Annotated in this window: 19 protein-coding genes; 3 read left to right on the top strand and 16 right to left on the bottom strand. The window is 65.1% G+C overall.

Annotation, left to right across the window (positions count from 1 at the left end):
- Positions 1-126 precede the first annotated feature (126 nt).
- Together AC1KVE_RS09430 and rlmD are read right to left on the bottom strand one after the other, a co-directional pair.
- Positions 127-624: a CYTH domain-containing protein gene (locus tag AC1KVE_RS09430; protein ID WP_154831674.1), complete on the bottom strand. Its 498-nt coding sequence runs from the start codon at positions 622-624 to the stop codon at positions 127-129.
- Positions 625-727: 103 nt separating this feature from the next.
- On the bottom strand, positions 728-2062 hold the full coding sequence (gene rlmD, locus AC1KVE_RS09425) for a 23S rRNA (uracil(1939)-C(5))-methyltransferase RlmD (RefSeq protein WP_184455374.1): 1335 nt from the start codon (positions 2060-2062) through the stop codon (positions 728-730).
- A 157-nt stretch (positions 2063-2219) separates the two neighbouring features.
- On the opposite strand from rlmD, the gene AC1KVE_RS09420 reads away from it, so the two are divergent.
- Positions 2220-2942: a response regulator gene (locus tag AC1KVE_RS09420; RefSeq protein WP_104552925.1), complete on the top strand. Its 723-nt coding sequence runs from the start codon at positions 2220-2222 to the stop codon at positions 2940-2942.
- A gap of 185 nt (positions 2943-3127) precedes the next feature.
- Here AC1KVE_RS09420 and recO read toward each other — a convergent pair whose 3' ends face one another.
- The 9 genes from recO to rpoE all read right to left on the bottom strand — a co-directional run bounded on the left by recO (position 3128) and on the right by rpoE (position 12450).
- Entirely contained in the window at positions 3128-3850 is a 723-nt protein-coding gene (gene recO, locus AC1KVE_RS09415) for a DNA repair protein RecO (protein WP_065031839.1), read from the bottom strand.
- Between the two features lie 247 nt (positions 3851-4097).
- Positions 4098-4997 (bottom strand): GTPase Era, encoded by a 900-nt coding sequence (era, locus tag AC1KVE_RS09410; RefSeq protein ID WP_024938032.1) that lies wholly within the window; start codon positions 4995-4997, stop codon positions 4098-4100.
- Entirely contained in the window at positions 4994-5674 is a 681-nt protein-coding gene (rnc, locus tag AC1KVE_RS09405) for a ribonuclease III (protein ID WP_039511552.1), read from the bottom strand. The genes era and rnc overlap by 4 nt, the downstream gene beginning before the upstream one ends.
- Positions 5664-6071 (bottom strand): DUF4845 domain-containing protein, encoded by a 408-nt coding sequence (locus tag AC1KVE_RS09400; RefSeq protein ID WP_102581087.1) that lies wholly within the window; start codon positions 6069-6071, stop codon positions 5664-5666. The genes rnc and AC1KVE_RS09400 overlap by 11 nt, the downstream gene beginning before the upstream one ends.
- Positions 6071-6871 carry a signal peptidase I gene (gene lepB, locus AC1KVE_RS09395; RefSeq protein WP_011036465.1) on the bottom strand — a complete coding sequence of 267 codons (801 nt, stop codon included), beginning with the start codon at positions 6869-6871 and terminating at the stop codon, positions 6071-6073. Before lepB ends, AC1KVE_RS09400 begins: the two co-directional genes overlap by 1 nt.
- Positions 6872-6975: 104 nt before the next feature.
- Positions 6976-8766, bottom strand: coding sequence for a translation elongation factor 4 (gene lepA, locus AC1KVE_RS09390; protein ID WP_024938035.1), 1791 nt, complete (start codon positions 8764-8766; stop codon positions 6976-6978).
- Between the two features lie 489 nt (positions 8767-9255).
- Positions 9256-10833, bottom strand: a complete 1578-nt coding sequence (locus AC1KVE_RS09385) for a DegQ family serine endoprotease (RefSeq protein WP_184455372.1) — start codon at positions 10831-10833, stop codon at positions 9256-9258.
- A gap of 109 nt (positions 10834-10942) precedes the next feature.
- Positions 10943-11833, bottom strand: a complete 891-nt coding sequence (locus AC1KVE_RS09380; RefSeq protein WP_481092339.1) for a sigma-E factor negative regulatory protein — start codon at positions 11831-11833, stop codon at positions 10943-10945.
- Positions 11830-12450 carry an RNA polymerase sigma factor RpoE gene (gene rpoE / locus AC1KVE_RS09375; protein ID WP_046342100.1) on the bottom strand — a complete coding sequence of 207 codons (621 nt, stop codon included), beginning with the start codon at positions 12448-12450 and terminating at the stop codon, positions 11830-11832. The genes AC1KVE_RS09380 and rpoE overlap by 4 nt, the downstream gene beginning before the upstream one ends.
- 235 nt (positions 12451-12685) lie before the next feature.
- On the opposite strand from rpoE, the gene AC1KVE_RS09370 reads away from it, so the two are divergent.
- Positions 12686-14767, top strand: coding sequence for a 3-hydroxyacyl-CoA dehydrogenase NAD-binding domain-containing protein (locus AC1KVE_RS09370; RefSeq protein WP_184455368.1), 2082 nt, complete (start codon positions 12686-12688; stop codon positions 14765-14767).
- 170 nt (positions 14768-14937) lie between these two features.
- Here AC1KVE_RS09370 and AC1KVE_RS09365 read toward each other — a convergent pair whose 3' ends face one another.
- The 3 genes from AC1KVE_RS09365 to AC1KVE_RS09355 all read right to left on the bottom strand — a co-directional run bounded on the left by AC1KVE_RS09365 (position 14938) and on the right by AC1KVE_RS09355 (position 20254).
- Positions 14938-17790: a TonB-dependent receptor gene (locus tag AC1KVE_RS09365; RefSeq protein ID WP_184455366.1), complete on the bottom strand. Its 2853-nt coding sequence runs from the start codon at positions 17788-17790 to the stop codon at positions 14938-14940.
- A 381-nt stretch (positions 17791-18171) separates the two neighbouring features.
- On the bottom strand, positions 18172-19755 hold the full coding sequence (locus AC1KVE_RS09360; protein ID WP_184455365.1) for a tetratricopeptide repeat-containing sulfotransferase family protein: 1584 nt from the start codon (positions 19753-19755) through the stop codon (positions 18172-18174).
- 40 nt (positions 19756-19795) lie between these two features.
- Positions 19796-20254 carry a hypothetical protein gene (locus tag AC1KVE_RS09355; protein WP_046345877.1) on the bottom strand — a complete coding sequence of 153 codons (459 nt, stop codon included), beginning with the start codon at positions 20252-20254 and terminating at the stop codon, positions 19796-19798.
- Positions 20255-20415: 161 nt separating this feature from the next.
- On the opposite strand from AC1KVE_RS09355, the gene AC1KVE_RS09350 reads away from it, so the two are divergent.
- Complete coding sequence (locus tag AC1KVE_RS09350; RefSeq protein ID WP_184455363.1) at positions 20416-21918, top strand: sulfotransferase family protein; 1503 nt, start codon at positions 20416-20418, stop codon at positions 21916-21918.
- 23 nt (positions 21919-21941) lie between these two features.
- On the opposite strand, the gene AC1KVE_RS09345 is transcribed toward AC1KVE_RS09350, so the two are convergent.
- A complete protein-coding gene (locus AC1KVE_RS09345) occupies positions 21942-23225 on the bottom strand; it encodes an aspartyl/asparaginyl beta-hydroxylase domain-containing protein (protein WP_184455361.1) in 1284 nt (427 codons plus the stop codon).
- 171 nt (positions 23226-23396) lie between these two features.
- Positions 23397-24362, bottom strand: a complete 966-nt coding sequence (locus tag AC1KVE_RS09340) for a cation diffusion facilitator family transporter (protein WP_102252403.1) — start codon at positions 24360-24362, stop codon at positions 23397-23399.
- Positions 24363-24731: the final 369 nt, after the last annotated feature.

Raw genomic sequence — 24731 nt, 5'->3', positions numbered from 1 at the left:
TGGGGACTCGCAAAGCATAAACCCAATACCAAGGCAGGGACTGGGGGGGCGCAACGCAATCAGCCCCAACTCCGACGCATCGCGTTAGCTTTTACGAATCCCGAATGCCCAATCCCCAATCCCGACTTACAAATCCCCGCTCCAGTGCTTGAACGGATGCGAGGCCAGTGCCAGGTTGTAGTAGCGCACATCGTCGGTGACTTCGGCGCCGATCCACTCGGGTTTGGCGAAGGCCTCGTCGGCATTGCCGAGTTCGATCTCGGCCACCACCAGCCCGGCGTTGTCGCCGAGGAATTCGTCCACTTCCCACACATGCCCCTGGTACTGGACCAGGTGCCGGCGCTTGTCGATCAGACCGCCGACACACAGCGCCAGCAGCGCACGCGCCTCGACCACCGGAATTGGGTACTCGAACTCCTGCCGGGTATGCCCCACCTCACGCGATTTCAGATTGAGAAACGCGCTCTCGCCCTGGATGCGCACCCGTACCGATGCGTTCTGCGCACCGCTGCGCAACGCCGCCTGATCGTTGATATAGCCCTGTGCCATCGGGATCACCGCATGCGCGGCGCTGCGCCAGCCCTCGCCGGTGACCAGGAATTTGCGTTCGATTTCGATGGGCATGGGATTTTGGGGATTAGAGATTCGGGATTGGGGATTGGTCACAGCGGCTAACTGGCGGGCTTAGGGAATGCGCTCCTGCGAATCCCCAATGCCCAATCCCCAATCACCGCCTCTCGAACACCGCGATGCTTTCCACATGCGCGGTATGCGGAAACATGTCCATCGCGCCGGCGGCCTTGAGCGTGAAGCCCTGCTCGTTGACCAGGTAACCGGCGTCGCGCGCCAGCGAGCCGGGGTGGCAGCTCACATAGACGATGCGCTCGAATTTTTTCAGCGGCAGCTGCTGCAACACTTCCAGCGCGCCCGAGCGCGGTGGGTCCAGCAGCAGCTTGTCGAAGCCCTGCCGCATCCACGCCGCGTTACGCTGGTCCTGGGTCAGGTCGGCCGCATGGAACTGCGCATTGGTCAGACCGTTGCGCTGCGCGTTGTCCCGGGCGCGTGCCACCAGCCCGGCATCGCCCTCCACGCCGACCACTTCGCGCACACCGCGCGCCAGCGGCAGGGTGAAATTGCCCAGCCCGCAGAACAGATCCAGCACGCGGTCGTCCGGCCCGGCGTCGAGCAGCGCCAGCGCATGCGCGATCATCTTCTGGTTGAGCGAGGCATTGACCTGGATGAAATCCAGCGGCCGGAATGCCAGCTCCACATCCCACTGCGGCAGGCGGAACGACAGCGGCACCTCCTGCGGCCATAGCGGATGCACGCTCTCAACGCCACCGGGCTGCAGGAAGATCGCAAAGCCGTGCGCCTGGGCGAACGCGGTCAGCGCCTGCAGGTCGCGCTCGCTGAGCGGCTGCAGATGGCGGATGGTCAACACCACCGCCTCGTCGCCGGCAATGAATTCGATCTGCGGGACGTCGCGCTTGCCATCCAGGCCTTCGACCAGCGCCGCCAGCTGCGGAATCTTCTCGCCGATCTGCGGGATCACCGTGTAGCAGACCGACAGATCGGCCACGAAGCGCGGATCCAGCTCGCGAAAGCCGACCAGGGTCTTGTCCTTCTTTTCGACGCGACGGACCGAAAAGCGGCCCTTGCGCCGATAGCCCCAGGTATCGCCGACCAGTGCCGGCAGCACCGCCTGCGGTGTGACGTGGCCGATGCGCTCCAGGTTGTCCATCAGCACGCGCTGCTTGGCCACGATCTGCTGCGACTCTTCCAGATGCTGCAGCACGCAGCCGGCGCAGACGCCGAAATGCGGGCAGCGCGGGGTCACCCGCTGCGGCGATGCCTCCAGCACCTCCACCGTCCTGGCCTCGTCAAAATGCCGGCTGCGCGCGGTGGGTTCGGCACGCACCAGCTCACCGGGCAAGGCGCCACTGATGAAGGTGACCTTGCCGCCCTCGCCATCGCGGCGGGCCACACCGCGCCCGTCGTGGCTGAGGTCGGTGATCGCGGTCTGGAACGGAGTACGGTCGAAGCGGTTTCGGGTTCTGGCCACGTGGCGACGAGCTGCGGGCAAAAAGGGTGCGTATTGTCGCAGATGCGACCGATCCCGGCCGCTTCGCGCGGTGGAACAATTGTCGTGCCCCGCAAACACAGGCACACTTCCGCTGCACGCGGCTGCTAGGACGCGGCATCGCTGACAAGGAGGCAGCATGAACATGGCGACACGCCAGGAACCCCAACCACGCCTCTTGCTGGTAGAGGACGACCCGATCAGCCGTGGCTTTCTGCAGGCGGTGCTGGAAGGTCTTCCCGCCCATGTGGATTGTGCAGACTCGCTGTCGTCGGCACTGGACCGTGCGCGCGCGCGTCGCCACGACCTGTGGCTGATCGACGTCAATCTTCCCGATGGCACCGGCAGCGGCCTGCTGCGCGCACTGCGCCTGCTGCACCCGGACGTGCCTGCACTGGCCCATACCGCGGACACCAGCATGGTCATGCAACGCAGCCTGCAGTCCGATGGTTTTCTGGAGCTACTGGTGAAGCCGCTGACCTCCGAGCGCCTGCTGCAGGCGGTGCGTCGTGGGCTGGCGCGCGGCCGCTACAGCGTGGCGCCGGTGGGCGTGATCGACATTGCCGCCAGCGATTGGGACGAAGCGGCCGCGCTCAGCGCGCTCAACGGCCAGCAACACCATCTCAACGCGCTGCGCGAATTGTTCCTGGCCGAGTTGCCGGGCACTCGCGACGCGGTGGATTCGGCCTTGCAGGTCAGCGACGATCAGGCACTGCGCAGCCATCTGCATCGGCTGCAGGCCAGCTGCGGTTTTGTCGGCGCGGCACGGCTTGCCGGCGCAGTGCGCCTGCTGCGCGGCGACCCGCATTCCAGCACGGCGCAGACCCAGTTCCATGCGGCGGTGGCTGCACTGCTGCACTGAAGGAGGACTGCAGCGGTGGCTGCACTGCTGCACTGAAGGAGGACTGCAGCGGTGTCCCTGGGCCCGGCGCAGCGTTGGCGATCGGAACTGGTGACATTGAGCACCATGCATGACGATGGTTCCGCATGGAGTTCAACGCGCATCCGGCGACTGCTCGCAAGACTGGTAGACCTGCCTTGCGACCCTCAACGCCGCCGCGCCAGATCCTCGAGCATCTCCCAGGATTTGAGCCCGCGTCCACTCAGGTGATGCAGCAGCACGCCCCGCATGCTGCGACGCAGGCCCGGCATGTCGTCGGCCGCCGGCATGACGTCCTGGCCCAACGCCAGCAGCGCCGCACCGGTGACGGTGTCGCGCCGGTCCTGCGCGACCGCCTCGCTCAGTACGCGCAGCGCGCCCTCCTGCGGATCGAGACGGTAACGCGCCGCCGGGTCGATCGGCTGGCCGTCGCGGTCGTGCTGCAGATCGAACGCAAAGCCCAGGCCATCGAGCACATCGCGCTCGAACTGGCGCAGCCCCCAGGCCAGCGGCAGGCCGGATGCCAGATGCGCACGCGCCTGCGCATAGCAATCGAACAACTCTGGCACCGGGTCGTTGCGCGGCGCCAGGCGCAGCAGCAGTTCACTGATGTAGAAGCCGGCCAGCATGGATTCGCCCGCCAGGCGGGGGGCGGTGTCCAGCGCCTCGGCCTGACGCAGCTGGGCCAGTTCGCCGCGTTGCACCGCAGTGAACTGGATCAACTGCAGTGGCTGCAGCGCGGCCCGCAAGGCCTGCTTGCGAGGCCCGTGCACCCCACGCGCCAACAGCCCGACCCGGCCATGCTGCTCGGTCAGCACTTCCACCAGCAGGCTGGTCTCGCGCCAGGCCCGCACATGCAGGATGAAACCGCGTTCGTGTTCGATCAGCATGGTCTGTTATGCGGCAAGGAGCGCGATTGCAGGACACAAGAGCGGCCAGCAGCGATGACCGCCGTGAGCCGCTGCCGGCAGCGCAGTTTGGTCGCAACCGTCGACGGCAGCAGCCGCAATGGCCAGGCGCGATCCGGTGCATCGGGACATCGCTTGCATCGCAGCCCCATGTCCGTGCCGGTGCCGGCGACCGCATCGACAGGCTGTCAGCACGGCACTGGCACTGGCACTGGCGCCAGCCAGGGCCTCACTCGTATCCGAACGCCTTCAATGCCGCTTCGTCGTCCGACCAGCCTTCGCGCACGCGCACCCAGGTCTCCAGGAATACCTTGGCACCGAACAGGCGCTCCATCTGCAGGCGCGCCTTGCCGCCGATGTCCTTCAGGCGGGTACCGCCCTTGCCGATCACGATCGCCTTCTGGCCTTCGCGTTCGACCCAGATCACCGCGCCGATGCGCAGCAGCGCGCCATCTTCGGCAAAGCGTTCGATCTCCACCGTGGTGGCATATGGCAGTTCTTCGCCGAGCTGACGCATCAACTGCTCACGCACCAGTTCCCCGGCCAGAAAGCGCTGGCTGCGGTCGGTGATCTCGTCCTCGCCGAACATCGCTTCGGCCTCCGGTACCAGCTTGAGCAGGTCGCCGACCAGCGCCTCCAGGCCCTTGCGCTTGAGCGCCGACACCGGATGCACCGCAGCGAACGTGCGCCCCTCGCTGACCTGGGCCAGGAACGGGAACAGCGCGGTCTTGTCCTTGAGCCGGTCGACCTTGTTGACCACCAGCACCACCGGCACTCCGGCGTCGCTCAGGACCTTGAAGGCCAGGGTGTCTTCGTCGTCCCAGCGGCCGGCTTCGATCACCAGCACTGCCGCGTCCACGCCTTCCAGCGAGCCGCGCGCGGCGCGGTTCATCACCCGGTTCATGGCGCGCTTCTGCTCGCGATGCAGTCCGGGCGTGTCGACCAGCACCAACTGCCCTTCGGGAAAGGTGGCAATGCCCAGCAACCGATGGCGCGTGGTCTGCGGCCGGTTAGACACGATGCTGACCTTGGCGCCAACCAGGGCGTTGGTCAGGGTGGACTTGCCGACATTGGGCCGGCCGATCACCGCAACGCTGCCGCTACGGTGGGGGGAAGAGGTTTCGCTCACGTGTTGGAATCCAGTTGTGCGATGACAAGGGTGGCCGCCTGTTGCTCGGCGAGGCGACGCGAGCTGCCCTGGCCTTCGGCGCGGGCGACGGGCTGTTCCAGGATGCAGGCGACGTGGAACTGCTTGGCATGTTCGTCGCCGCTTTCGCTGATCAGCGCGTAGGTGGGCAACGGCAGCTGCCGCGCCTGCAGCCATTCCTGCAGCCGGGTCTTGGGGTCTTTCTCTGCCTTGCCCACCGGCAGCGCCGCCAGCGAGGGCTCGAACCACGGCAGCACCACCGCGCGGCAGCGTTCGAAGCCGCAGTCCAGATAGATCGCCGCGACGATCGCCTCGACTGCGTCGGCCAGGATCGAATCACGTCGATGGCCGCCGGATTTCAGCTCGCCTGGCCCCAGCGTCAGCCGCTCGCCCAGATTGAGGGTGCGGCCGATCACCGCCAGCGCCCCTTCGCGTACGAGTTCGGCACGCGCGCGGGTCAATGCACCTTCGTCGGCCTTGGGCCAGCGCTGGTAAAGCGCCTCGGCGACCAGCAGGTTGACGATGCCGTCGCCGAGAAATTCCAGTCGTTCGTTATGCGGTGTCCCGGCGCTGCGGTGTCGCAGCGCCTGGGCGAGCAATCCCGGATCGGCAAACGCATGCCCGATCGGATCGCCGCGCTGGAAAGTCCTATTCGCCACCACGCCTCGTCAGATCCTGTGTGGTATCGAACTTTCCGACCACGTCGAGATTTCCGACCAGCTCACGACGCACTTCGTAGTTGACCTTCATGCGCCAGCCACCTTCGATGCGTTCGAACTTGACGTTCTCACGCTTGACGCTTTCGGATGCATTGATATCAAGACGCTTGAACAGCATGTCCTGCAGCTTGGATGGATCCATGTCGGCACTGCCGCCTTCGTTGGCCAGGCCCTTCATCGACGTACGCACTGCGTAGTATTCCTGGTACATCGGAAACAGCTTCATTCCGATGTACAGCGCGAATCCCACCACCGCCAGCACCACCACGAACGACGTCAACGTCATACCGCTTTGCTTGCGCTTCATTGTGCTTCCCCCGGCACGCCGTGCGTGCATTACTGGATTCCGGTCCCGATCCGCGACGGATCGAAACTCCCCTTGCAGAACCACCCTTCGCAATTGAGCCAGATCAGGAACGCCTTGCCGCGCAGGTTGGCTTCCGGCAGGAAGTGCGTCTGGGTCCAGAACCGGCTGTCTTCGCTGTTGTCGCGATTATCCCCCATCACGAAATAGCTGTCCGCCGGCACGGTCCAGTCGCCCTGCCCGGCCGGCATGTTGCGATCGACCCACTCCAGCACCGTGTGGGTGCGGCCCGGCAAATCCTCGACCAGCAAGGTGGTGCCGGTCATCTCGGCGCCCTTGCCCTTGCCGATGTATTCGCCCTTGACCGTGTAGCGCATCGGCTTGTCGTTGATGTACAGCGTATCGCCGTGGAAGCCGATCTTGTCGCCCGGCAGACCCACCACGCGCTTGATCCAGTTCTGGTCCGGCGCATGCGGCGGCTTGAACACCACCACGTCGCCGCGCTTGGGCTCGCCGGTCGGGATGAACTTGGTATTGGTGATCGGCAGACGGAAACCGTAAGCGAACTTGTTGACCAGGATGAAATCGCCGATCAGCAGATTGGGCATCATCGAACTGGACGGAATCTTGTACGGCTCGGCCACGAAGCTGCGCAGGATCAACACCACCGCCAGCACCGGAAAGAAAGCGCGCGAGTAGTCGATGATGGCAGGCTCGCTGTCCAGCAGACCGGCGCGTGCCGCGCGGCGCTTGGCCAGGAACAGCTTGTCCAGCAGCCAGATGAAGCCGGTGCCCAGCGTCAACACAACCAGGGCAATTTCAAACCATTTCATTGATGTTCCTTCGGAACGGGATTTGGGATTGGAGATTGGGAATTCGCAAAAGCACGGAGCTGGCAAGTCGTTGCGAATCCCCAATCACGACTCCCGAATCCCTGCTACTTATCCATCTGCAAGACAGCCAGGAAGGCTTCCTGCGGAATCTCCACGCGGCCGACCTGCTTCATGCGCTTCTTGCCTTCTTTTTGCTTTTCGAGCAGCTTCTTCTTGCGCGAAACGTCGCCACCATAGCACTTGGCCAACACGTTCTTGCGCATCGCCTTGACCGTGGAGCGCGAGATGATTTGCGAGCCCACGGCGGCCTGGATCGCCACGTCGAACATCTGCCGCGGGATCAGATCCTTCATCTTTTCGCACAGTTCGCGGCCGCGCCGGTCGGCGTAGCTGCGGTGCACGATGATCGACAGCGCATCGACCTTGTCGCCATTGATCAGCGTATCCACGCGCACGAACGGGCCGGCATCGAAACGCAGGAAGTGGTAATCCAGCGAGGCGTAACCGCGCGAGACCGACTTGAGCTTGTCGAAGAAATCCAGCACCACTTCGGCCATCGGCAACTCGTAGCTGATCTGCACCTGGCTGCCCAGGTAGTTGATGCCGATCTGGGTGCCGCGCTTTTCCTCGCACAAGGTGATGATGTTGCCGACGTAATCGGGCGGGGTGAGGATGTTGGCGCGGATGATCGGCTCGCGGATCTCTTCCACGTTGTTGAGCGGCGGCAGCTTGGATGGATTGTCCATCGGGATGATGCTGCCGTCGGTCTTCAGCACTTCGTAGACCACGGTCGGCGCGGTCGAGATCAGGTTGAGGTTGTACTCGCGCTCCAGCCGCTCCTGCACGATCTCCATGTGCAGCATGCCAAGGAAGCCGCAGCGGAAGCCGAAGCCCATCGCTTCGGAGCTTTCCGGCTCGAAGCGCAGCGCCGCATCGTTCAGGCGCAGCTTGTCCAGCGCCTCGCGCAGATCCGGGTAATCCTCGGCATCGACCGGAAACAGGCCGGCGAACACGCGCGGCTGCATTTCCTGGAAACCGGGCAGCGCATGCGGCGCCGGGTCGGCCGCCAGGGTCAGCGTGTCGCCGACCGGTGCGCCATGCACGTCCTTGATCGAGGCGTTGATCCAGCCCACTTCACCGGCGCCCAGCGCGGCAAGCTCCTTGCGCTTGGGCGTGAACACGCCGACCTTGTCGACAAGATGAGTACGGCCGGTGGACATCACCAGGATCTTGCTGCCCGGCTTGATCTCGCCCTGCATCACGCGCACCAGCGACACCACGCCCAGGTAGTTGTCGAACCAGGAGTCGATGATCAGCGCCTGCAGCTTGTCGGTGTCGCGCGGCTTGGGCGGCGGAATCCGCTGCACGATCGCTTCCAGCACCAGATCGATGTTCAGACCGGTCTTGGCGCTGACCGCCACCGCGTCTTCGGCGTCGATGCCGATCACCGCTTCGATCTCGGCCTTGGCCCGCTCGATGTCGGCGGTCGGCAGGTCGATCTTGTTGAGCACCGGCACCACTTCCAGGCCCTGCTCCACCGCGGTGTAGCAGTTGGCGACCGACTGTGCTTCCACGCCCTGGGCCGCATCCACCACCAGCAGCGCGCCTTCGCAGGCGGCCAGCGAGCGGCTGACTTCATAGGAGAAGTCCACATGCCCGGGGGTGTCGATGAAGTTCAGGTGGTAGACCTGCCCGTCCTTGGCCGTATACGGCAAGGACACCGACTGCGCCTTGATGGTGATGCCGCGTTCGCGCTCGATCGGGTTGGAGTCCAGGACCTGGGCCTCCATCTCGCGCGCCTGCAGGCCGCCGCACAGCTGGATGATCCGGTCGGCCAGGGTGGATTTACCGTGGTCGACGTGGGCGATGATGGAGAAGTTGCGGATATTCCGCATTGAATCAGAGGACATTGAGGTGGGCGCCGGCGGTGCCGTCGTCAGGGTAACGCAGCATTGTCGCACGGCTGGCCACTCATGATGCTCAGAAAAATCCCTTGACAAACTGGCAGTTTTTAAGTAGATAAAATTTGCCGTTAACTACTAAGGAATGGAAGTGAACGTATCTTTGACCAGGTCCAATTCGAGACTCCTTCTAGCTTCGCTTCTTTTTTTCTCTACAGCTATCACTGGAATGGCTGGCGAGCAAAAGACGAAAGAGCCGACGATTAATCTCAAGTCCGAACTCGAAGGAAATTACAGCGCGCGGGAAATGCAAGATCGATTTTCTGAGTCGTATGCAGATGTTTTGTGACAAGTTAGTGCTAGTGGCGGCCAGATGTACTGCTGCGACTCTAAAACTCTGAGATGTTGGTGGGTCTACGCGGCCTGAGGTCACAAGAAATAAGGTCGACGAAGGTCGACCTTATTTCTTATCTAACCGATTGATTAATCAGTAAATGTTTTGATGGCAACGTAGCTTGTTGATTGTCCATTTGTCACAAGCAGCATAATTACATCACCTGCTTTGTAAGCCTTGAGTGCGCGATTCAACTCGGCAACACTACCGACCTTTGTACGGCCAACACGGGCAATGACAAGGCCCGGCGACAGCGGCGGCTGGGTGCTGCGCGCCGCAGCCCCAGTGACCGCAGCAATCCTTACGCCCTCGCCCGCTTCCAGGCCTAACTGGCTCCGCTCGGCGGCGGTCAGGTCCACCACCTGCAAGCCCAGCAACGCCACACTGGCCGGGGCTTCAGGCTTGGCGTCGGCCGCTGCAGTACGCGGCGAAGCGTTGTCGCCACCATCCTGCTGCAACGGCGCCAGGACGACCGACACTTGACGCTGCTTGCCATCGCGCAGGACGTCGAGTTTGACCTTGGTACCCGGCATCATCAGCCCGATCATCGGCGGCAGGTCGCTGGCCACATCGATCGGCTTGCCGTTGACCGCGGTGATCACATCGCCGACTTCGACCCCGGCCTTTCCCGCCGGGCTGCCGGGCGGAATGTCGTTGACCAGCGCGCCGCGCGTATCCGGCAGGCCCAGGCCCTGCGCCTTCAGCGAGTCGATCGCACCAACCTGCACGCCCAGCATCCCGCGACTCACGTGGCCGGTAGCCTTGATCTGCTCGGCAGCACTGAAGGCCAGGTCGATCGGGATCGCGAAGCTAATGCCCATGTAGCCGCCCGACGCGGAGAAGATCTGCGAATTGATGCCTACAACCTCGCCGCGCGTGTTGAGCAGCGGGCCGCCGGAGTTGCCCTGGTTGATCGCCACATCGGTCTGGATGAACGGTACATAGCGCTGTTCCTGCCCACCAGTACTGCGCCCGGTGGCACTGACGATGCCGGCGGTGACCGAGTGGTCCAGGCCGAACGGCGAGCCGATCGCCACCACCCACTGGCCCGGCTTGAGCGTGTTGGAATCGCCCAGGCGCACCGTCGGCAGGCCCTTGGCCTCGATCTTGAGCAGCGCCACGTCGAACTGCTCGTCGCTGCCGACCACCTTGGCCTTGAACTCGCGGCGGTCGGTCAGCTTGACGGTGACCTCGCTGGCGCCATCGACCACATGGTGGTTGGTCAGCACATAGCCGTCGGCCGAAATGATGAAGCCCGAGCCCATCGACTTGCCGGCGATGCCGCCATCGTCATCGCCGCCCTGGCCCGGCCCCTGCCGCGGCCCGCCCGGCATCTGGAAATCCGGCCCGAAGAAGCGGCGGAAGAAATCCGGCATCTGCTCGTCGCCGGGCATCGCGCCGCCGTCCTGCCCACCGCGCCGCTGGCGCGCCATGGCGTCCTTGCGAGTGATGGTGGTTTCGATATTGACCACACCCGGGCCGACCTGCTCGACCAGATTGGTGAAGTCCGGCAAGCCGGCCACCAGCTGCGGAGCCGGGGTGGCGCTGCGGTTGGCGGCAATCGGGGCAACATCCTTGGCCGTGGGCGCGGACTGCTGCGCGCAGGCGGCCAGCGGCAGGGTCATGGCGATCAGGCCGAACATCTGGGTGCGAATGCGATGGTTCATCAGGTTGCCTCCGATGGCAGGGCGACAGGGGCCAAAGCCCCTGCCACTGCAGGGGTCCGGCACGATAACGGGAGGGAGGGCGCCGAACGGATGAAGATCGGCGGCGGCATCAATCCTGCGGCGGCTGCACCGGCAGCGGCCGGTTGGGCGCGGGGCTGGCAACACCCTGCGGCGCAGGCTCGAACGGATAGAACGCGGTGCCCTGTCCGCCTTGGCGGAAGCTGGCATTGAGCGGACTTTCACCGGCACCGGACAGCGCCGCGCGCGGCCATGGGCGTGCCTGCAAGGTGGTATCCGGATGCGTGAACGGATTCGATGGCGACACCGCACCGGCCGTAGCCGTCGTCGCAGCAGGAGCAGCGGACGCCAGCATGCGGGTCGGCACCTGCTGCTGACGCGAAGCGACGCTGCGGGCGACCTGCTGGTTGCGTGTGGCCGCGCCACGGCGCGTGGATGCCAGCGCGGCGGCCGGCACCGCTGCGGCCAGCGCGGCCACCTCATCGGGAGCGACCGGACCGGGCTCGGCCGGAGCCTTCGGCGCTGCAGGCGTGGTGGGGGCCTGCGTGGCCGCCGGCAGCTGCGCTGTCGTGGCGAACACCGGGACCTGCTCGGCCGGCGGTACGGTCTCGGGCAGGCGCTCGCGCGCCATGAACAGGGCGATTGCAGCGACCGATGCCGCGATCGCTGCGCCCCCCCCCCAGCGCCAGCGCGTGACCGGACGCGTGGATGGCTGCGCCTGCGGCACCGGCTCATCGGCAATGGCACTGCGCACGCGCGCGGCAAAATCCAGCGGTGCCGGCGCGCTGGCCGCACCGCGCAGCACATCGCCACATAGCTGCCAACGCTCGTGGCAGCCGGCCAGTTCCTCGTCGTGGGCCAGGCGGCGCAGCAGGAAGCGCGACTCGTCGGCGCTCAATTCGCCATCCACCAGCGCAGACAGCTGCTGACGGTAGTGACGCTCGAACTTGTCGGTGGTGGACATGGCAGGGTTATGGCTCATACACGGTGTCGCTCACGGGTGGCGCTTTCGGTCTCCAACAGAGGCCGCAGCTCGATGTCGATGGCCTCGCGCGCCCGGAAGATGCGCGAGCGCACCGTTCCGATCGGGCAATCCATCTTTCGCGCGATTTCGTCGTAGCTCAGCCCCTCCACCTCGCGCAGGGTGATGGCCGACCGAAGTTCTTCCGGCAGGGCTTGGACCGCACGCATCACCGTTTGTTCCAGCTCCTGTCGCATCAATTCGCGCTCCGGAGTGTCGGTATCGCGCAGGCGGGTGGCACCATCGAACTGTTCGGCATCGCTGATCTCGATATCGTCGGTGGGCGGGCGGCGGTTGTGCGCAACCAGATGGTTCTTGGCAGTGTTGACGGCAATGCGGTGCAACCAGGTATAGAACTGGGAGTCGCCACGGAAACTGTTGATCGCGCGGTAGGCGCGCACAAACGTATCCTGGGCCACGTCCTGGCACTCGCTCCAGTCGGCGATGTAGCGCCCGATCAACGCAACGATGCGGTGCTGGTATTTGCGCACCAGCACATCGAACGCTGCGCTCTCGCCGCGCTGCACACGCCGGACCAGTTCCAGGTCCAGCTCCTGAGGTATATCGACTTCGGCCATGTCGGGCCGCACTCCTGTCAGCCCACCGAAGTCGGGCAATGAGACAACCAATGAAAAGAAAAGTTCATACCGACCCGGACGATCGTCACGCATCAGACTAGCTGCACCGATGCGCCACTGGCGACGCCTCGCACGAGGCGCGCGCCGCCCTGCCGACAGGTATGGGTATTTGACGTGAAGGAAACAACCTCTGGATGATAACGACCTTTCCTTATATCTCCGGACGGCCAGACGCATGCTTCCAGGTTTCGACGGGCTCCGATTCAGCCATTGGCAGGCCGACCTGCGCGAGGACGGCGTGGTCGTGCTCAGCCTTGATCGCCAGGGCGCACCGGTCAACGCGTTTTCGCAGGAGGTGCTGCTCGAGCTGGGCGCGCTGGTCGAACGTCTGGCGCTGGACCCGCCCAAGGGCGTGGTGCTGCGCTCGGGCAAGCCCAACGGCTTCATCGCCGGCGCCGACCTGAAGGAATTCCAGGAGTTCGACCGCAAGGGCACCGTCAACGATGCGATCCATCGCGGCCAGAGCGTCTTCCAGAAGCTGGCCGAACTGCCCTGCCCCACGGTGGCGGCGATCCATGGCTTCTGCATGGGCGGCGGCACCGAGATTGCGCTGGCCTGCCGGTATCGCGTGGCCTCCGACGATATCGGCACGCGCATCGGCCTGCCGGAAACCAAGCTCGGCATCTTCCCCGGCTGGGGCGGCAGCGCCCGCTTGCCGCGCCTGATCGGCGCGCCGGCGGCGATGGACCTGATGCTGACCGGCCGCACCGTCGCGGCCAAGGCCGCACGCGCGATGGGCCTGGTCGACAAGGTCGCCGCGCCCGCAGTGCTGGTCGATGTCGCGGCCGCGCTGGCGCTCACCGGCAGCAAACGCCCGTTCAAGCAGCGCGCCACCGCGTGGGCCACCAATACCTTGCTCGCGCGCAAGCTGCTGGCGCCACAGATGCGCAAGCAGGTCGCACGCAAGGCGCGCAAGGAGCATTACCCGGCGCCCTACGCCCTGATCAACGTGTGGGAACGGGCCGGCGGCAGCGGCATCCAGGCGCGCCTGGCGGCCGAGCGCAAGGCGGTGGTCAAGCTCGCCAGCACGCCGACCGCACGCAACCTGATCCGCATCTTCTTTCTCACCGAGCGCCTGAAGGCACTGGGCGGCAAGGATGCCGGCGCTGAGGCGCTGGCTCCGATCCGCCATGTGCATGTGGTCGGCGCCGGCGTGATGGGCGGCGATATCGCGGCCTGGGCGGCGTACAAGGGCTTCGAGGTGACGCTGCAGGATCGCGAGCAGCGCTTCATCGATACGGCGCTGGGCCGCGGCGGCGAGTTGTTCGCCAAGCGCGTCAAGGACGAGGCCAAGCGGCCGGCGGTGGCGGCGCGCCTGCGTGGCGACCTGGCCGGCGCGGGCGTGGCGCAGGCGGACCTGGTGATCGAAGCGATCATCGAGAACCCGCAGGCCAAGCGCGAGCTGTATCAGTCCATCGAGCCGCAGCTCAAGCCCGATGCCTTGCTGACCACCAACACCTCGTCGATTCCGTTGACCGAGCTCCGCGGGCATATCCAGCGCCCGTCGCAGTTTGCCGGCCTGCACTACTTCAATCCGGTATCGATGATGCCGCTGGTGGAAATCGTGCAGCACGACGGGCTGGATCCGGCCAACGTCGCGCGCCTGGCGGCATTCTGCAAGGCGCTGGACAAGTTCCCGGTACCGGTGGCCGGCACGCCGGGCTTCCTGGTCAATCGCGTGCTGTTCCCGTACCTGCTCGAAGCGGCCACCGCCTATGCCGAAGGCGTACCGGGCCCGGTGCTGGACAAGACCGCGGTGAAGTTCGGCATGCCGATGGGGCCGATCGAACTGATCGACACGGTGGGGCTGGACGTTGCCGCCGGCGTGGGCGCGGAGCTCGCACCGTTCCTGCACCTGCCGATTCCGGCGGCGCTGGCCACTGTAGAGCCGGGCAAGCGCGGCAAGAAGGACGGCCAGGGCCTGTACAAGTGGGAGAACGGGCGCGCGGTCAAGCCCGAGGTCGCCAGCGGCTACGAGGCGCCGGCAGACCTGGAAGATCGCCTGATCCTGCCGCTGCTCAACGAAGCGGTCGCCTGCCTGCACGACGGCGTGGTGGCCGATGCGGACCTGCTCGACGCCGGCGTGATCTTCGGCACCGGCTTTGCCCCGTTCCGCGGCGGCCCGATCCAGCACATCCGCAGTGTCGGCGCCGACGCCTTGCTGGCACGTCTGCAGGCACTGCAGGCGCGCTATGGCGAGCGTTTCGCACCGCGCCCGGGCTGGCGGTCGCCGTTGCTGCGTGAACCGGTGGCGTGAGCCGTCGACGCTGTCTTCGACGTCGATCAGACACGCAAGCGGGGGGCGATCGGCGACTGGGGTGATCTGCAGGTTGCAGCGCGGCAAGCCATCGACACACGCGGTCGCAGGCAACAAACAACAACGGCGAGCCGAGGCTCGCCGTTGTTTTTACCAGCTTGCAACGTGCCTCAGAAACGCAGACCCACACTGGTGAAGAAGTAACGACCCGCCTGGTCGTAACCGGCGAGCGAGTTGCCGTTGAAGGTCAGGCTGCCGCCCACCAGCGGCGGCTCCTTGTCGGCGATGTTGTTGATGCCCAAGGTCCAGGTGACGTAATCGCCCAACTGCATCGAACCGGACAGGTCGAAGTAGTTGTATGCCGACACCTTGTTGCCCTGGTTCACCAGGCGTACGTCGGTTGTGCCACGGGTGCCGTCGGTGTTCTGGTAATCCAGCTCACCGATATAGCGCCAGCGCAGCCCGACGGTGTAGCGATCGAAGCTGTAGCGCGTGCTCAGCACATGCCGCCATTCGGCACTGTTGCAGGCCACGTTGACCACGCCCGCGCAGTCGTAGGTCACTTCCTGCACACCCGGAACCGGCTCGTACTCCTGCTTGATGGCGTAGCTGCCCATCATCGAGGCGGTCAGGCGCCCGGCGCCGACGCTCCAGGCATACGATGCGGTCAGATCCACGCCCTGGAAATGCAGCGAACCAAAATTATCCTGGGAATTGAGGATCAGACCGGACACGTCCGGGTCGCTACCGCGGAACAGATCGCCCGTGGTGGCATTGCGGCGCACGCGGCTGCAGATATCCGCATTACCGGTCACGCCGCATGCGGTAAGGATGTTGGAAGAGCCGATGCTGCGGATCGCGTCGTCGATCTTGATGTCGTAGTAATCCACGCTCAGATCGAGCCCCTTGATCGGGCTGGCGGCAAAACCGACGGTCCAGGTATTGGCCGTTTCCGGCTGCAATGTCGTATTGCCGCCGCCGATCTCGTTGTACTGGCCGGCCGGGTTGGCTGCAACGCGGCCGTATTGCGCCGCAGTCACACCGGTGTTGGCGCACTGGGCCTGGGTGAAGACCGGATTGGCACCGGCGCACGGGTCGCTACCGCTCCATAGCCCGATCGTATTTTCGTTATACAGCTCGGTCACGTTCGGAGCGCGGATCGCACGGTTCCAGCCGGCGCGCAGGTGGTACTTACCATCGACGAATGTTGCACCCAGACCGGCCTTGTAGGTACTCACGCCACCGGAGGTGTCGTAGTCCGAATAGCGATAGCCAAGCTGCATGTCGAGGTGATCCAGGCTACCGGCCTGCGCCACCAGCGGCACCGCGCCTTCGAGGAACAGTTCCTTGACGCCGATGTCGCCGGACACATTGGAGGTCGGGCCACCCAGGCCGGTGAAGTTGCCGGTCTGCATGTTGCTGTCGGCCACCCGCTTGAAGGTCTCGTTGCGGGTCTCGACACCACCGACCAGACTGATCGGGTTATCGCCGGCCCACGGCAGGCTGTAGCCGAAATTGCCGGTCACATAGGCGTTGAACACGCGCATCGAGGTTTCGTAGTTGACGATACCCACGCCCTGCAATGCCTCTGCCTCTGCTGCGGTGACACTGTCGGTCCACACGCTGTAGGGCACGCAGCCATCGAACGAACCAGGCTGGCAGCCCAGTAGTGCATCGCGGACGCGCGTGGTCACGAAGTCGTTCCTGTTTTCCGACTTGGTGGTGCTGCGGTTGTAGGTGAACGAGGCGTCGTACGACCAGTTGTCGTTGATGTCGCCCTGGGCGCCGGTGGTGATGCTGAAACTGTTGGTATCCGAGTCGGTGATGCGCGGGCCGCCTTCGACGTTGCGCTTGGCCACGTAGACGGTGAACTCGTCGTCGGTGATGCCCACATCGTTGCACAGGCTACCGATCACCGAGGTGGCGCAGTTGACGTTGAGGTCGGTGAAAAACGCGCCCGACGGCGCGATCTGGGTCGAACTCTTGCGGTTGACGAACAGGGTTTCGAGATAGGGCTTGAAGTGCTCGTTGACCTCGTACTTGATGTTGGTGCCGGCCGTGTAGCGCGTATCCGGACGCTGGTAGTAATTCAACGGCGCGAAGTTGTAGAGATTCGGGGATGCGACCTGCGACCAGGTGCCGCCGGCTGAGGGCTGCACGTAGAACGCGCCAGCCGACGGAGCGACGACGTAGAAGTTGGCCGGATCTGCGGTGGCAGAGCCGCCGCAGGCGGTGCCGCGGTTGCTCAATGCGCATGCGGAGTAATCGCGCTGGCCTTGCAGCAGTGGATCGTTCTCGCGCCAGGTGGCCCATGCGGTGGCATGCCCCGCTTCGCCGAAGCTGCCGCCGATGGCCAGGTCTACATTGCGGGAGATGCCGTCGAAACCGGAGTTTCCAGTCGGATAATCGTAACCGGCGTCGTCCATCAGACCGCGCATCAAGGTGTTGCCGTTGTCGTGCTGGTAGGCGTTGTAGCCCATGTCGACACTGACACCTTCGAACTCGTCGTCGAGCACGAAATTGACCACGCCGGCGACGGCATCGGAGCCGTACACCGCCGAGGCGCCGCCGGTCAGGATGTCCACGCGGCGCACCAGCGCTGCCGGAATGATGCTGATGTCCGGACTCTCGCCGATGCCTTTGGGAATGCGCCTGCCGTTGACCAGGGTCAAGGTGCGCTGCGCGCCCAATCCACGCAGATCGACGGTCGCATACCCCTGCGAGCCATTGTTGGCGAAGTTGTCGAAGCTCGCCGAGAGCTGCGGGTACTGGTTGATCAGATCTTCGACCTTGGTCGAGCCGGTGTACTGGAATTCCTCCTTGTTGATCTCTGCCACCGGACTGGAGGCAGTCATCGTCTGGCTCTTGATGCGCGTACCGGTGACACTGATCGCGTCCAGGCTCTTGAGTTCCGTCGAGGGCTGCTCCTGCGCGATCACGGTTCCCGACAGGGCAAATGCGGCAGCGCCAACCGTGAGCGATACCCGGATGGCGTCGCGCAGCTTGGTGGTCTTCAATCTCATCTCTCTCTCCGAGAAGTTCGAACGGGTGAGCGCGACGCACTGCATCGGCATCTGAGGCAATGCCGGCACGTGCTGCGACGTTGTTGGCAAGCGCATCAAACTGCGCTTCCACACTGGCGAACGGCCGGACGAAAGAGCGCCCGAAAAAACGTTGCCAACCCGATGTTAAGACCACGTTGAGGAGAATTAAAGCGCCATTCAGAAATGCTCCGAATCGGTGCGACGAATCCCCAAAACAGTGCGGAAGTCAGGCAAAAGTGGCCCTTTGCCGCCGGTGTCTGATGTAGGGCTCGATGCCGCCACGTGTGTTCGCTCGTGGCTCGCGAGCCGGCGGCGCGCTCACTCGAAGGATTGGACCGGTGGATCGGCCAGCGCCAATCGCTACACCACTTCGGTGCCGGGCACGATCACGCCAGCTGCCTGAAGTCGCCTCAACAACGGCAGCAGTCCGTCCAGATGCCGGCGAGAGCTATGCACCGAGCGTTGGTGGACATCGCCGCGCACCTGCGCCGCGCTCGCGGTCACGAACGGCACATGCTCCAGTTCGGCGATGGTGTCGCTGCGCGCCAGCCCGCACCAGCTCAGCACCCGCGTGATCTGCTGGTCGGTGTCGCGCACCAACTCTTCGTAGTGCACGTCGAAAATGGCGCCGGGCAGCACCGCATGCCAGTGCCGCATGGTCTGTTGGTAGGCCAGGTAGTAATCCGCGAGCTCATCGAGCGCGTACGAGAACGGATAGGCGTTGTAGAACAAGGTCTTGTACATCGCATAACAGGTGTCCAGCGGATCGCGCACCAGATGGATGATGCGCGCGCGTGGCAGCGCGGCAGCAATCATGCCGCAATACAGGTAATTGACCGGCATCTTGTCGATGAACACCGGATGGTCGTGCACTAGCTCACGGGCGCCGCGCAGATACTCCTGCCCAAGCGCCGCGAAATCGATCTGCAGCGATGCCTGGGCGGCGGTCAGTTCGGGATTGGTCGACAGTACGCCGGAGGTCGCACTGCCGAGCAGCACACCGAAATCCATCAGCTCCCCGGCCGAGCGTGCACCGCCGCGCTGGATCAGCAGGCGCTCCAGCAAGGTGGTGCCGGAGCGTGGCAAACCGACGATGAAGATCGCTCCCTCGCCCGCATGACCGGGCTGCAGTGCGCTCAAGGCAGCCGGGATGTATGCGTCGCGCACCTGGGCAATATGCGCACACTCGGCAGCAACGTCGTACTGCAGAGTCTTGCGCTTGCAGGCCGCTGCGGCGGTCAATGTCTCGAACGACTCCGCATGCTGGCCCAGGTCCTCCAGCTCCTTGCTCAGGGCGTATAGGCCGGCCGCTCGGGCGGACGGTTCCGACAGCGTGGTCAAGCGGTGACGCAGATCGTCCAGGTGGTTGTGCTGCCCGGTCTGGCGCCGGAGCGTGGCGCGCAGGTACAAGGCATCTCCCGTGCCGGGTGCCAGTTGCAATAGCCGCTCCAGGGTGCGCTCAGCCGCATCGAATTCACCGCCAAAGAACTGCATGGTGGCGAGGTCGTACAGCAAGCCGGGCTGTTCTCCCAGCAATGTCATCGCATGCCGGTACGCATCACGGGCGGCCGCCACCTCGTGGCAGCCGCTGTACAGCGCGCCGATCCGCCACCATGCAGCGCCGTCGGCGGCGGCCAGCGCCTGTGCCTGGCCGGCGACGAGCCGGGCCTCGCGGCGGCGACGCAGCTGCAGCAGCAAACTGGCGTGTTTGATCAATAGCGGGAGCGGTGACGTTGTAACCGCCGCAGCCTGTGCGATGCGGTCGGCTGCGGCCTGCGGATCGCCGTTGGCCAACCGGGCTTCGCTGGCAAGCTCCAGCAGATGCGCATTGCCTGGCTGCTCTGCGCAGGCGCGGTCGGCGAACACAGCTGCCTCGGCATAACGTCCCTGACGCAGCAGTTGATACCCGTTGTGCAACAGGGCGCGTAGCGGTCTCTCAGTCATCCATTCTCTTCTGTCTGTTGCGATGCCGTCGGTGGCCTGGCTAGTCGATGCGGCGGGCACGTAGTGCCACACCGGCAGCGGTCACCAGCATGTAGCTTCCCATTGCGGCCTTGCGGATCACCACGATCTCGCCGTCGGCCAGCGGCCCGCGGCTGGTCGCTTCCGTCAGCGCCCAACGCTGGCGACTGTCCAGCGACACGATGCGCGTACCGTCTGGCTGATACGCCACTGCAAGCACCTTTGCGGTGAGTTGCGCAGGCGCTGACTGCTGCGCGCCTGTCGCTGCCGAGGCCTGTTGGCTGCTGCGGCCGAATGCCCTGACTGCCCTGTCCGCCTCCGCCGCCCGCACCGCCTGCGTTGGCGGGAAGCTGGCGTCATAGCAGGCCAGCCGCGGCAAGGGATCGAGTACTGCGGCACAGCGATGCGTCGGCACGTCCTGCGCCGATGCCGCCCAGGCGCAGCTCAACACCGTCAGCCCCAACACCACTCGCTTGTGCATGCGCGCATCTTCACTCGTCGATTGCAGCAGAGCATACAAGGCAAGCGGCGAACGCAGGAAAGACCGCTCATCACCGTCCGGCCGCGGGGCGATTGAACGCACCGCTGGCGCCGCCTAAGCTGCAGCTCTCCCACCCGCTGCAAGAATGCCTGGAAAACGCCTTGGACCCGTCCTTGCAGCACGCCGCACGCTTACTGCAACAAGGCCATCTGGCGCAGGCGATCGCCGCCTATCGCCGCATCCTGCAGGCGCAGCCCCGCTGCGCCGATGCCTGGTACAACCTGGGATATCTGCTGCGCCAGACCGGCGAGGCATCCGCCGCACTGGACGCTTATGCGCAGGCATTGCAGCACGGTGCCGCGCTGCCGGAGCAAATCCATCTCAATCGCGCCGCGTTGCTGAGCGACCATCTACATCAGGAGGCGGCAGCGCTGAAGGAACTTGATCTGGCACTGCAGTGCCGGCCGGACTACGCCCCGGCCTTGCTCAATCTGGGCAACCTGCAGGAAGAGCTGGGCGCACGCGACCAGGCGGTCGCCGCCTATCGCCGGCTGCTCGCCAGTCCTTCTGTCGATGCCCAGACACGGGCGCTGCAGCTGCAAGCCACCGCACGCCTGCTGCACCTGGATCCTCCCACGCATGCGCAGGACACACGCCTGCTTGCACTTGCGCAGGCAGGCTCGGTCGCGGGACAGGATCCTGCGTTGACGGCCACGCTGCTGCATGCACTGGCCCATGCCTACGACCGCCTCGGCCTGCACAGCCAAGCATTCGCTGCGGCCAGTGCCGCCAACCGGCATGGCCATGCACATGCGCGGCGCTATGACCCGATCCGCACACAGCAGCAGTTCGACAGCATCGCTGCGGTATTTGCCGATGCAAGCGACGCGCGCCAGCCACCACCCATGGATGCTGTCGGCGACGCGGTGCCGGCACTGTTTATCTGCGGCATGTTCCGCTCCGGCTCCACCTTGATCGAACAGGCCTTGTCGCGCCACTCGTGCATCGCCGCAGGGGGCGAACTGGATGCGTTGCCGCGACTGGTTGCACAGTCGCTGTCGCCATTCCCGCAAGCCGCGCAGCATCTGTCCTCGCACACGCTGGCGCAGCTGGCCGCGGCCTATCGTCAACGCGTGGCTGCGGCCGTTCCCCGGCATGCGCAACTGCGCTTCATCACCGACAAGCGCCCCGACAACTTTCTGCTGATCGGGCTGATCAAACAGCTGTTTCCGGCGGCCAGGATCGTGCACACACGTCGTCACCCGCTGGACAACGGGCTGTCGATCTTCATGCAGCAGCTCAATCCGCAACGCTTTGACTATGCGGGCCGGCTGGAGGACATCGGGCATTTCTATGCCGCCTACCAGCGACTGATGGCGCATTGGCTGTCGCTGTATCCGGACAGCATCCACACGTTCGACTACGACGCCTTTGTCGCCGCGCCGGAGCCCAGCCTGCGCGCACTGCTGGACTTTTTGCAGTTGCCCTGGGAACCGGATTGCCTGGATTTCCACAAGGCGCCTGGAGCCGTCAAAACAGCCAGCTACTGGCAGGTGCGCCAACCCCTGCATGGCGATGCGTCCGGACGCTGGAAACCCTACGCGACCCAGCTCGCTCCGCTGCGCGACACACTTGCCCGGTTCGGCATCATGCCTGCGGACTGAACCGGCCGACTACCGGCACCACCTCACCCCGCACGGTGGTGCGCAATCACCGTCTCCATGGCATTGACCATCTGCCGCTCCTCCTGGCTCAGCAGCGGGTTCCAGACATCGAAGATCAGCACCGCACGCAGCTGCGCGCTCGTGTTGCGTGCCTCATGCTCGATCGAGTCGTCGAACACCAGCACCTTGCCGACCTCCCACTGCCGCCAGTCGTAACCGACCCGGAAGCTGCAGCCCTCCGGCACGATCAACGGAAGATGCGCTACCAGACGTGCGTTGGTCTCGCCGTGGTGCGGCGGAATGACCGTCTGCGGCGCAAGCACCGAAAACATCGCGTTCGGGCACACGCCGTCGATCTGCGCCGCATCGACCAATGCCAACGCAGCGGCGGTTGCCGGGCACTGCCGCAGATGTTCATCCACCGGCTGTCCATGTGCCCACAGCGGATAGGAACTCCATGCTGGCGAATGGTTGAGGTCTTTCCACTGATTGACCGGCTGATCCGGCGCGTAGGCGATGTACGGCGCAAAGCCGCCCTTGTCTTCGTGCATGACGGCGCGCAGTTCCTGCGCGATCGCCGCGGTGTGACGCTGTACTGCAGCGATCCAGGGAAACGCGTCCGGCGGGTGAAACGGCAGGGCTGGCAATCGCGGGATGTACAAGCGGTTGGATTGGGAATGGAACGGGCGACTGCGCCCGCATGCGATCGCGGCCGCTTCCGCCCAGCGTCCTGCGAGTGCGGCGTCCACGGCGATGCCAGGAGCGTCCAGGACGGCGCGCAATTGCGCTTCCAGCTCAAGCGTGTCCTGCTCCACCGCCTGCGTGGCCAGGGCCAGCTTGCGACGCAACACCGCAGGCCATTGCGGCTCCGGCGGCGCGACCTTCAGCGCATCGCGATAGACACTAGCGGCGGCGCGCGGACGGCCGCGTGCCTGCAGGAATGCGGCTTTTGCCAGCAGCCCGGGCAGGAAGTACGCATCCAGCGCCAGCGCCGCGCTGATGGCCTGCCATTCGCCATCCACATCGCCTTGCGCCTGCTTCACCACCGCAATGGTCAGCACGATCATCGGATCGCCCGGGCTGCTTGCGCGTGCGCCTGCCAGGTATTCCAGCGCCGCCGTTGCATCGCCGCGCTGGTAGGCGTGCACGCCCAGGCTGTACAAAGCCTGCGGGTGCGTCGGCGCCAACTGGCGCACCTGTGTCCACAATTGCTCGGCCTGTTGCCATTGCCCGGCCGATGCTGCCGCGCCCGCCTCGGCGATCAGCGCGGCGATGCGTTCGTTGCGTTGTTCGATCTGTACCGCCATCGCGCCGCCGGCCTCGCAGTCTTCCCCGGCTCGATCATACGACCTGGGCGGCAGCGAGGAAGCAGGACGGCTCTTTCCTCGATCGGACAGGCTGGCCTGACTGGGTCCTGCTCCAGGCAACGCCATGCCGCCGCCAGTCGGGGAACAAGCCCACTGGCGGCGTGGTCCGCGTCAGTGCGCGTGGCCGCCGTGCGAGTGCGCGTGACCACGGTGATCGTCATGCGCGGCGCCTTGCGCGGCCGGCACCGCACCACACGGCTCGGTGCCGCAGTCGCCGCTCTCCACCTGCAAGGTGACGTGGGTGATCTCGAAACGCGCGTGCAGCAGCTCGGCGAGGGCGTCGCGCAGGCGGTCGCGGTCGGTGGTTTCGCTGACCACCACGTGTGCGGTGAGTGCGGGCGTGCTGGAGGCCAGTGCCCAGACATGCAGGTCGTGCACGTCTTCGACGCCGGGGTAGCTGGTCAGCGCCTGCTGCACCTGCGGCAGATCGATGCCTTTGGGCACGCCTTCCAGCAGCACGTTGATCGCCTCGCGCAGCAGCACCCAGGTGCGCGGCAGCACCCACAGGCCGATCAGCACGGCCAGCACCGGGTCGATCCACTGCCAACCGGTCCAGCGGATCAGCAACGCGCCGATGATCACCGCCACCGAGCCAAGCATGTCGCTCCAGACCTCCAGATAGGCCCCCTTGACGTTCAGGCTCTCGCCGCTGCCGGCGTGCAGCAACTTCATGGCGATCAGATTGATCACCAGGCCGAAGCCGGCGATCAGCAGCATGCCGCTGGAGGAAATATCCTGCGGTGCGCGGAAGCGCTGCGCGGCCTCCCAGAGAATGTAGGCGCCGACTGCGAACAACAGCGCGCCGTTTGCCAGCGCGCCGAGCGCTTCCAGCCGCACATAGCCATAGGTGCGGCGCGCATCGGCAGGACGACGGCTCAGGCGCACGGCAAGCAGGGCGATCATCAGGCCGACGGTGTCGGTGGCCATATGTGCGGCGTCAGACAGTAGCGCCAGGCTGTTGGTGATGAACGCACCTATGACTTCCGCCAGCAGGAACGTGGCGGTCAGTCCCAGCGCCCACCACAACGGTGTCTCGTGGCGGATGTCGCTGGGTGCGTGGTTGTGGTCGTGTCCCATGGATGCGGTGGCCTCGTGCAATGCGCGCACCTTAGGCGCACGCGATGGCGGAGACTATTACACCCGGGCGTGATGACATCACATCACGCGAGCGCGGCGCTGCACCTTTGCCCAGGGCGGGTAGCGACTTGGAGCGGCCAACAGAACCTCTCGAACGCCGCAGCGATAGCGACAACGCGTCGGCCACCCGCGCTGTCGTTAGCGGGTGGAGTGATGTCGTATTGGCAGTGACGTTGCTCGATAGAAAGAAGCCGATCAGACCGCACCTCGTCGGACGGCTGCGCTGCATGCGCTGCATGCACCGCCTGCCCCTGCTTACAACCGTGCGTACCGACCATCGTGACTGGTCCTTGCCCGCCCACCGTCGCG

The organism is Xanthomonas sp. NCPPB 2864, assembly GCF_056675615.1.
The sequence above is the reverse complement of the archived record's forward strand: the minus strand, read 5'-3'. Positions and strand labels throughout refer to the sequence as shown.

Bases quoted from the DNA above. Each gene is read 5' to 3' on its own strand.
- AC1KVE_RS09355 (WP_046345877.1), bottom strand. From the start codon at position 20,254: ATGCACAAGCGAGTGGTGTTGGGGCTGACGGTGTTGAGCTGCGCCTGG.
- AC1KVE_RS09430 (WP_154831674.1), bottom strand. From the start codon at position 624: ATGCCCATCGAAATCGAACGCAAATTCCTGGTCACCGGCGAGGGCTGG.
- AC1KVE_RS09380 (WP_481092339.1), bottom strand. From the start codon at position 11,833: ATGAGCCATAACCCTGCCATGTCCACCACCGACAAGTTCGAGCGTCAC.
- AC1KVE_RS09370 (WP_184455368.1), top strand. From the start codon at position 12,686: ATGCTTCCAGGTTTCGACGGGCTCCGATTCAGCCATTGGCAGGCCGAC.
- rpoE (WP_046342100.1), bottom strand. From the start codon at position 12,450: ATGGCCGAAGTCGATATACCTCAGGAGCTGGACCTGGAACTGGTCCGG.
- recO (WP_065031839.1), bottom strand. From the start codon at position 3,850: ATGCTGATCGAACACGAACGCGGTTTCATCCTGCATGTGCGGGCCTGG.
- lepB (WP_011036465.1), bottom strand. From the start codon at position 6,871: ATGAAATGGTTTGAAATTGCCCTGGTTGTGTTGACGCTGGGCACCGGC.
- AC1KVE_RS09420 (WP_104552925.1), top strand. From the start codon at position 2,220: ATGAACATGGCGACACGCCAGGAACCCCAACCACGCCTCTTGCTGGTA.
- AC1KVE_RS09365 (WP_184455366.1), bottom strand. From the start codon at position 17,790: ATGAGATTGAAGACCACCAAGCTGCGCGACGCCATCCGGGTATCGCTC.
- AC1KVE_RS09340 (WP_102252403.1), bottom strand. From the start codon at position 24,362: ATGGGACACGACCACAACCACGCACCCAGCGACATCCGCCACGAGACA.
- AC1KVE_RS09385 (WP_184455372.1), bottom strand. From the start codon at position 10,833: ATGAACCATCGCATTCGCACCCAGATGTTCGGCCTGATCGCCATGACC.
- AC1KVE_RS09360 (WP_184455365.1), bottom strand. From the start codon at position 19,755: ATGACTGAGAGACCGCTACGCGCCCTGTTGCACAACGGGTATCAACTG.
- AC1KVE_RS09400 (WP_102581087.1), bottom strand. From the start codon at position 6,071: ATGCACGCACGGCGTGCCGGGGGAAGCACAATGAAGCGCAAGCAAAGC.
- lepA (WP_024938035.1), bottom strand. From the start codon at position 8,766: ATGCGGAATATCCGCAACTTCTCCATCATCGCCCACGTCGACCACGGT.
- AC1KVE_RS09345 (WP_184455361.1), bottom strand. From the start codon at position 23,225: ATGGCGGTACAGATCGAACAACGCAACGAACGCATCGCCGCGCTGATC.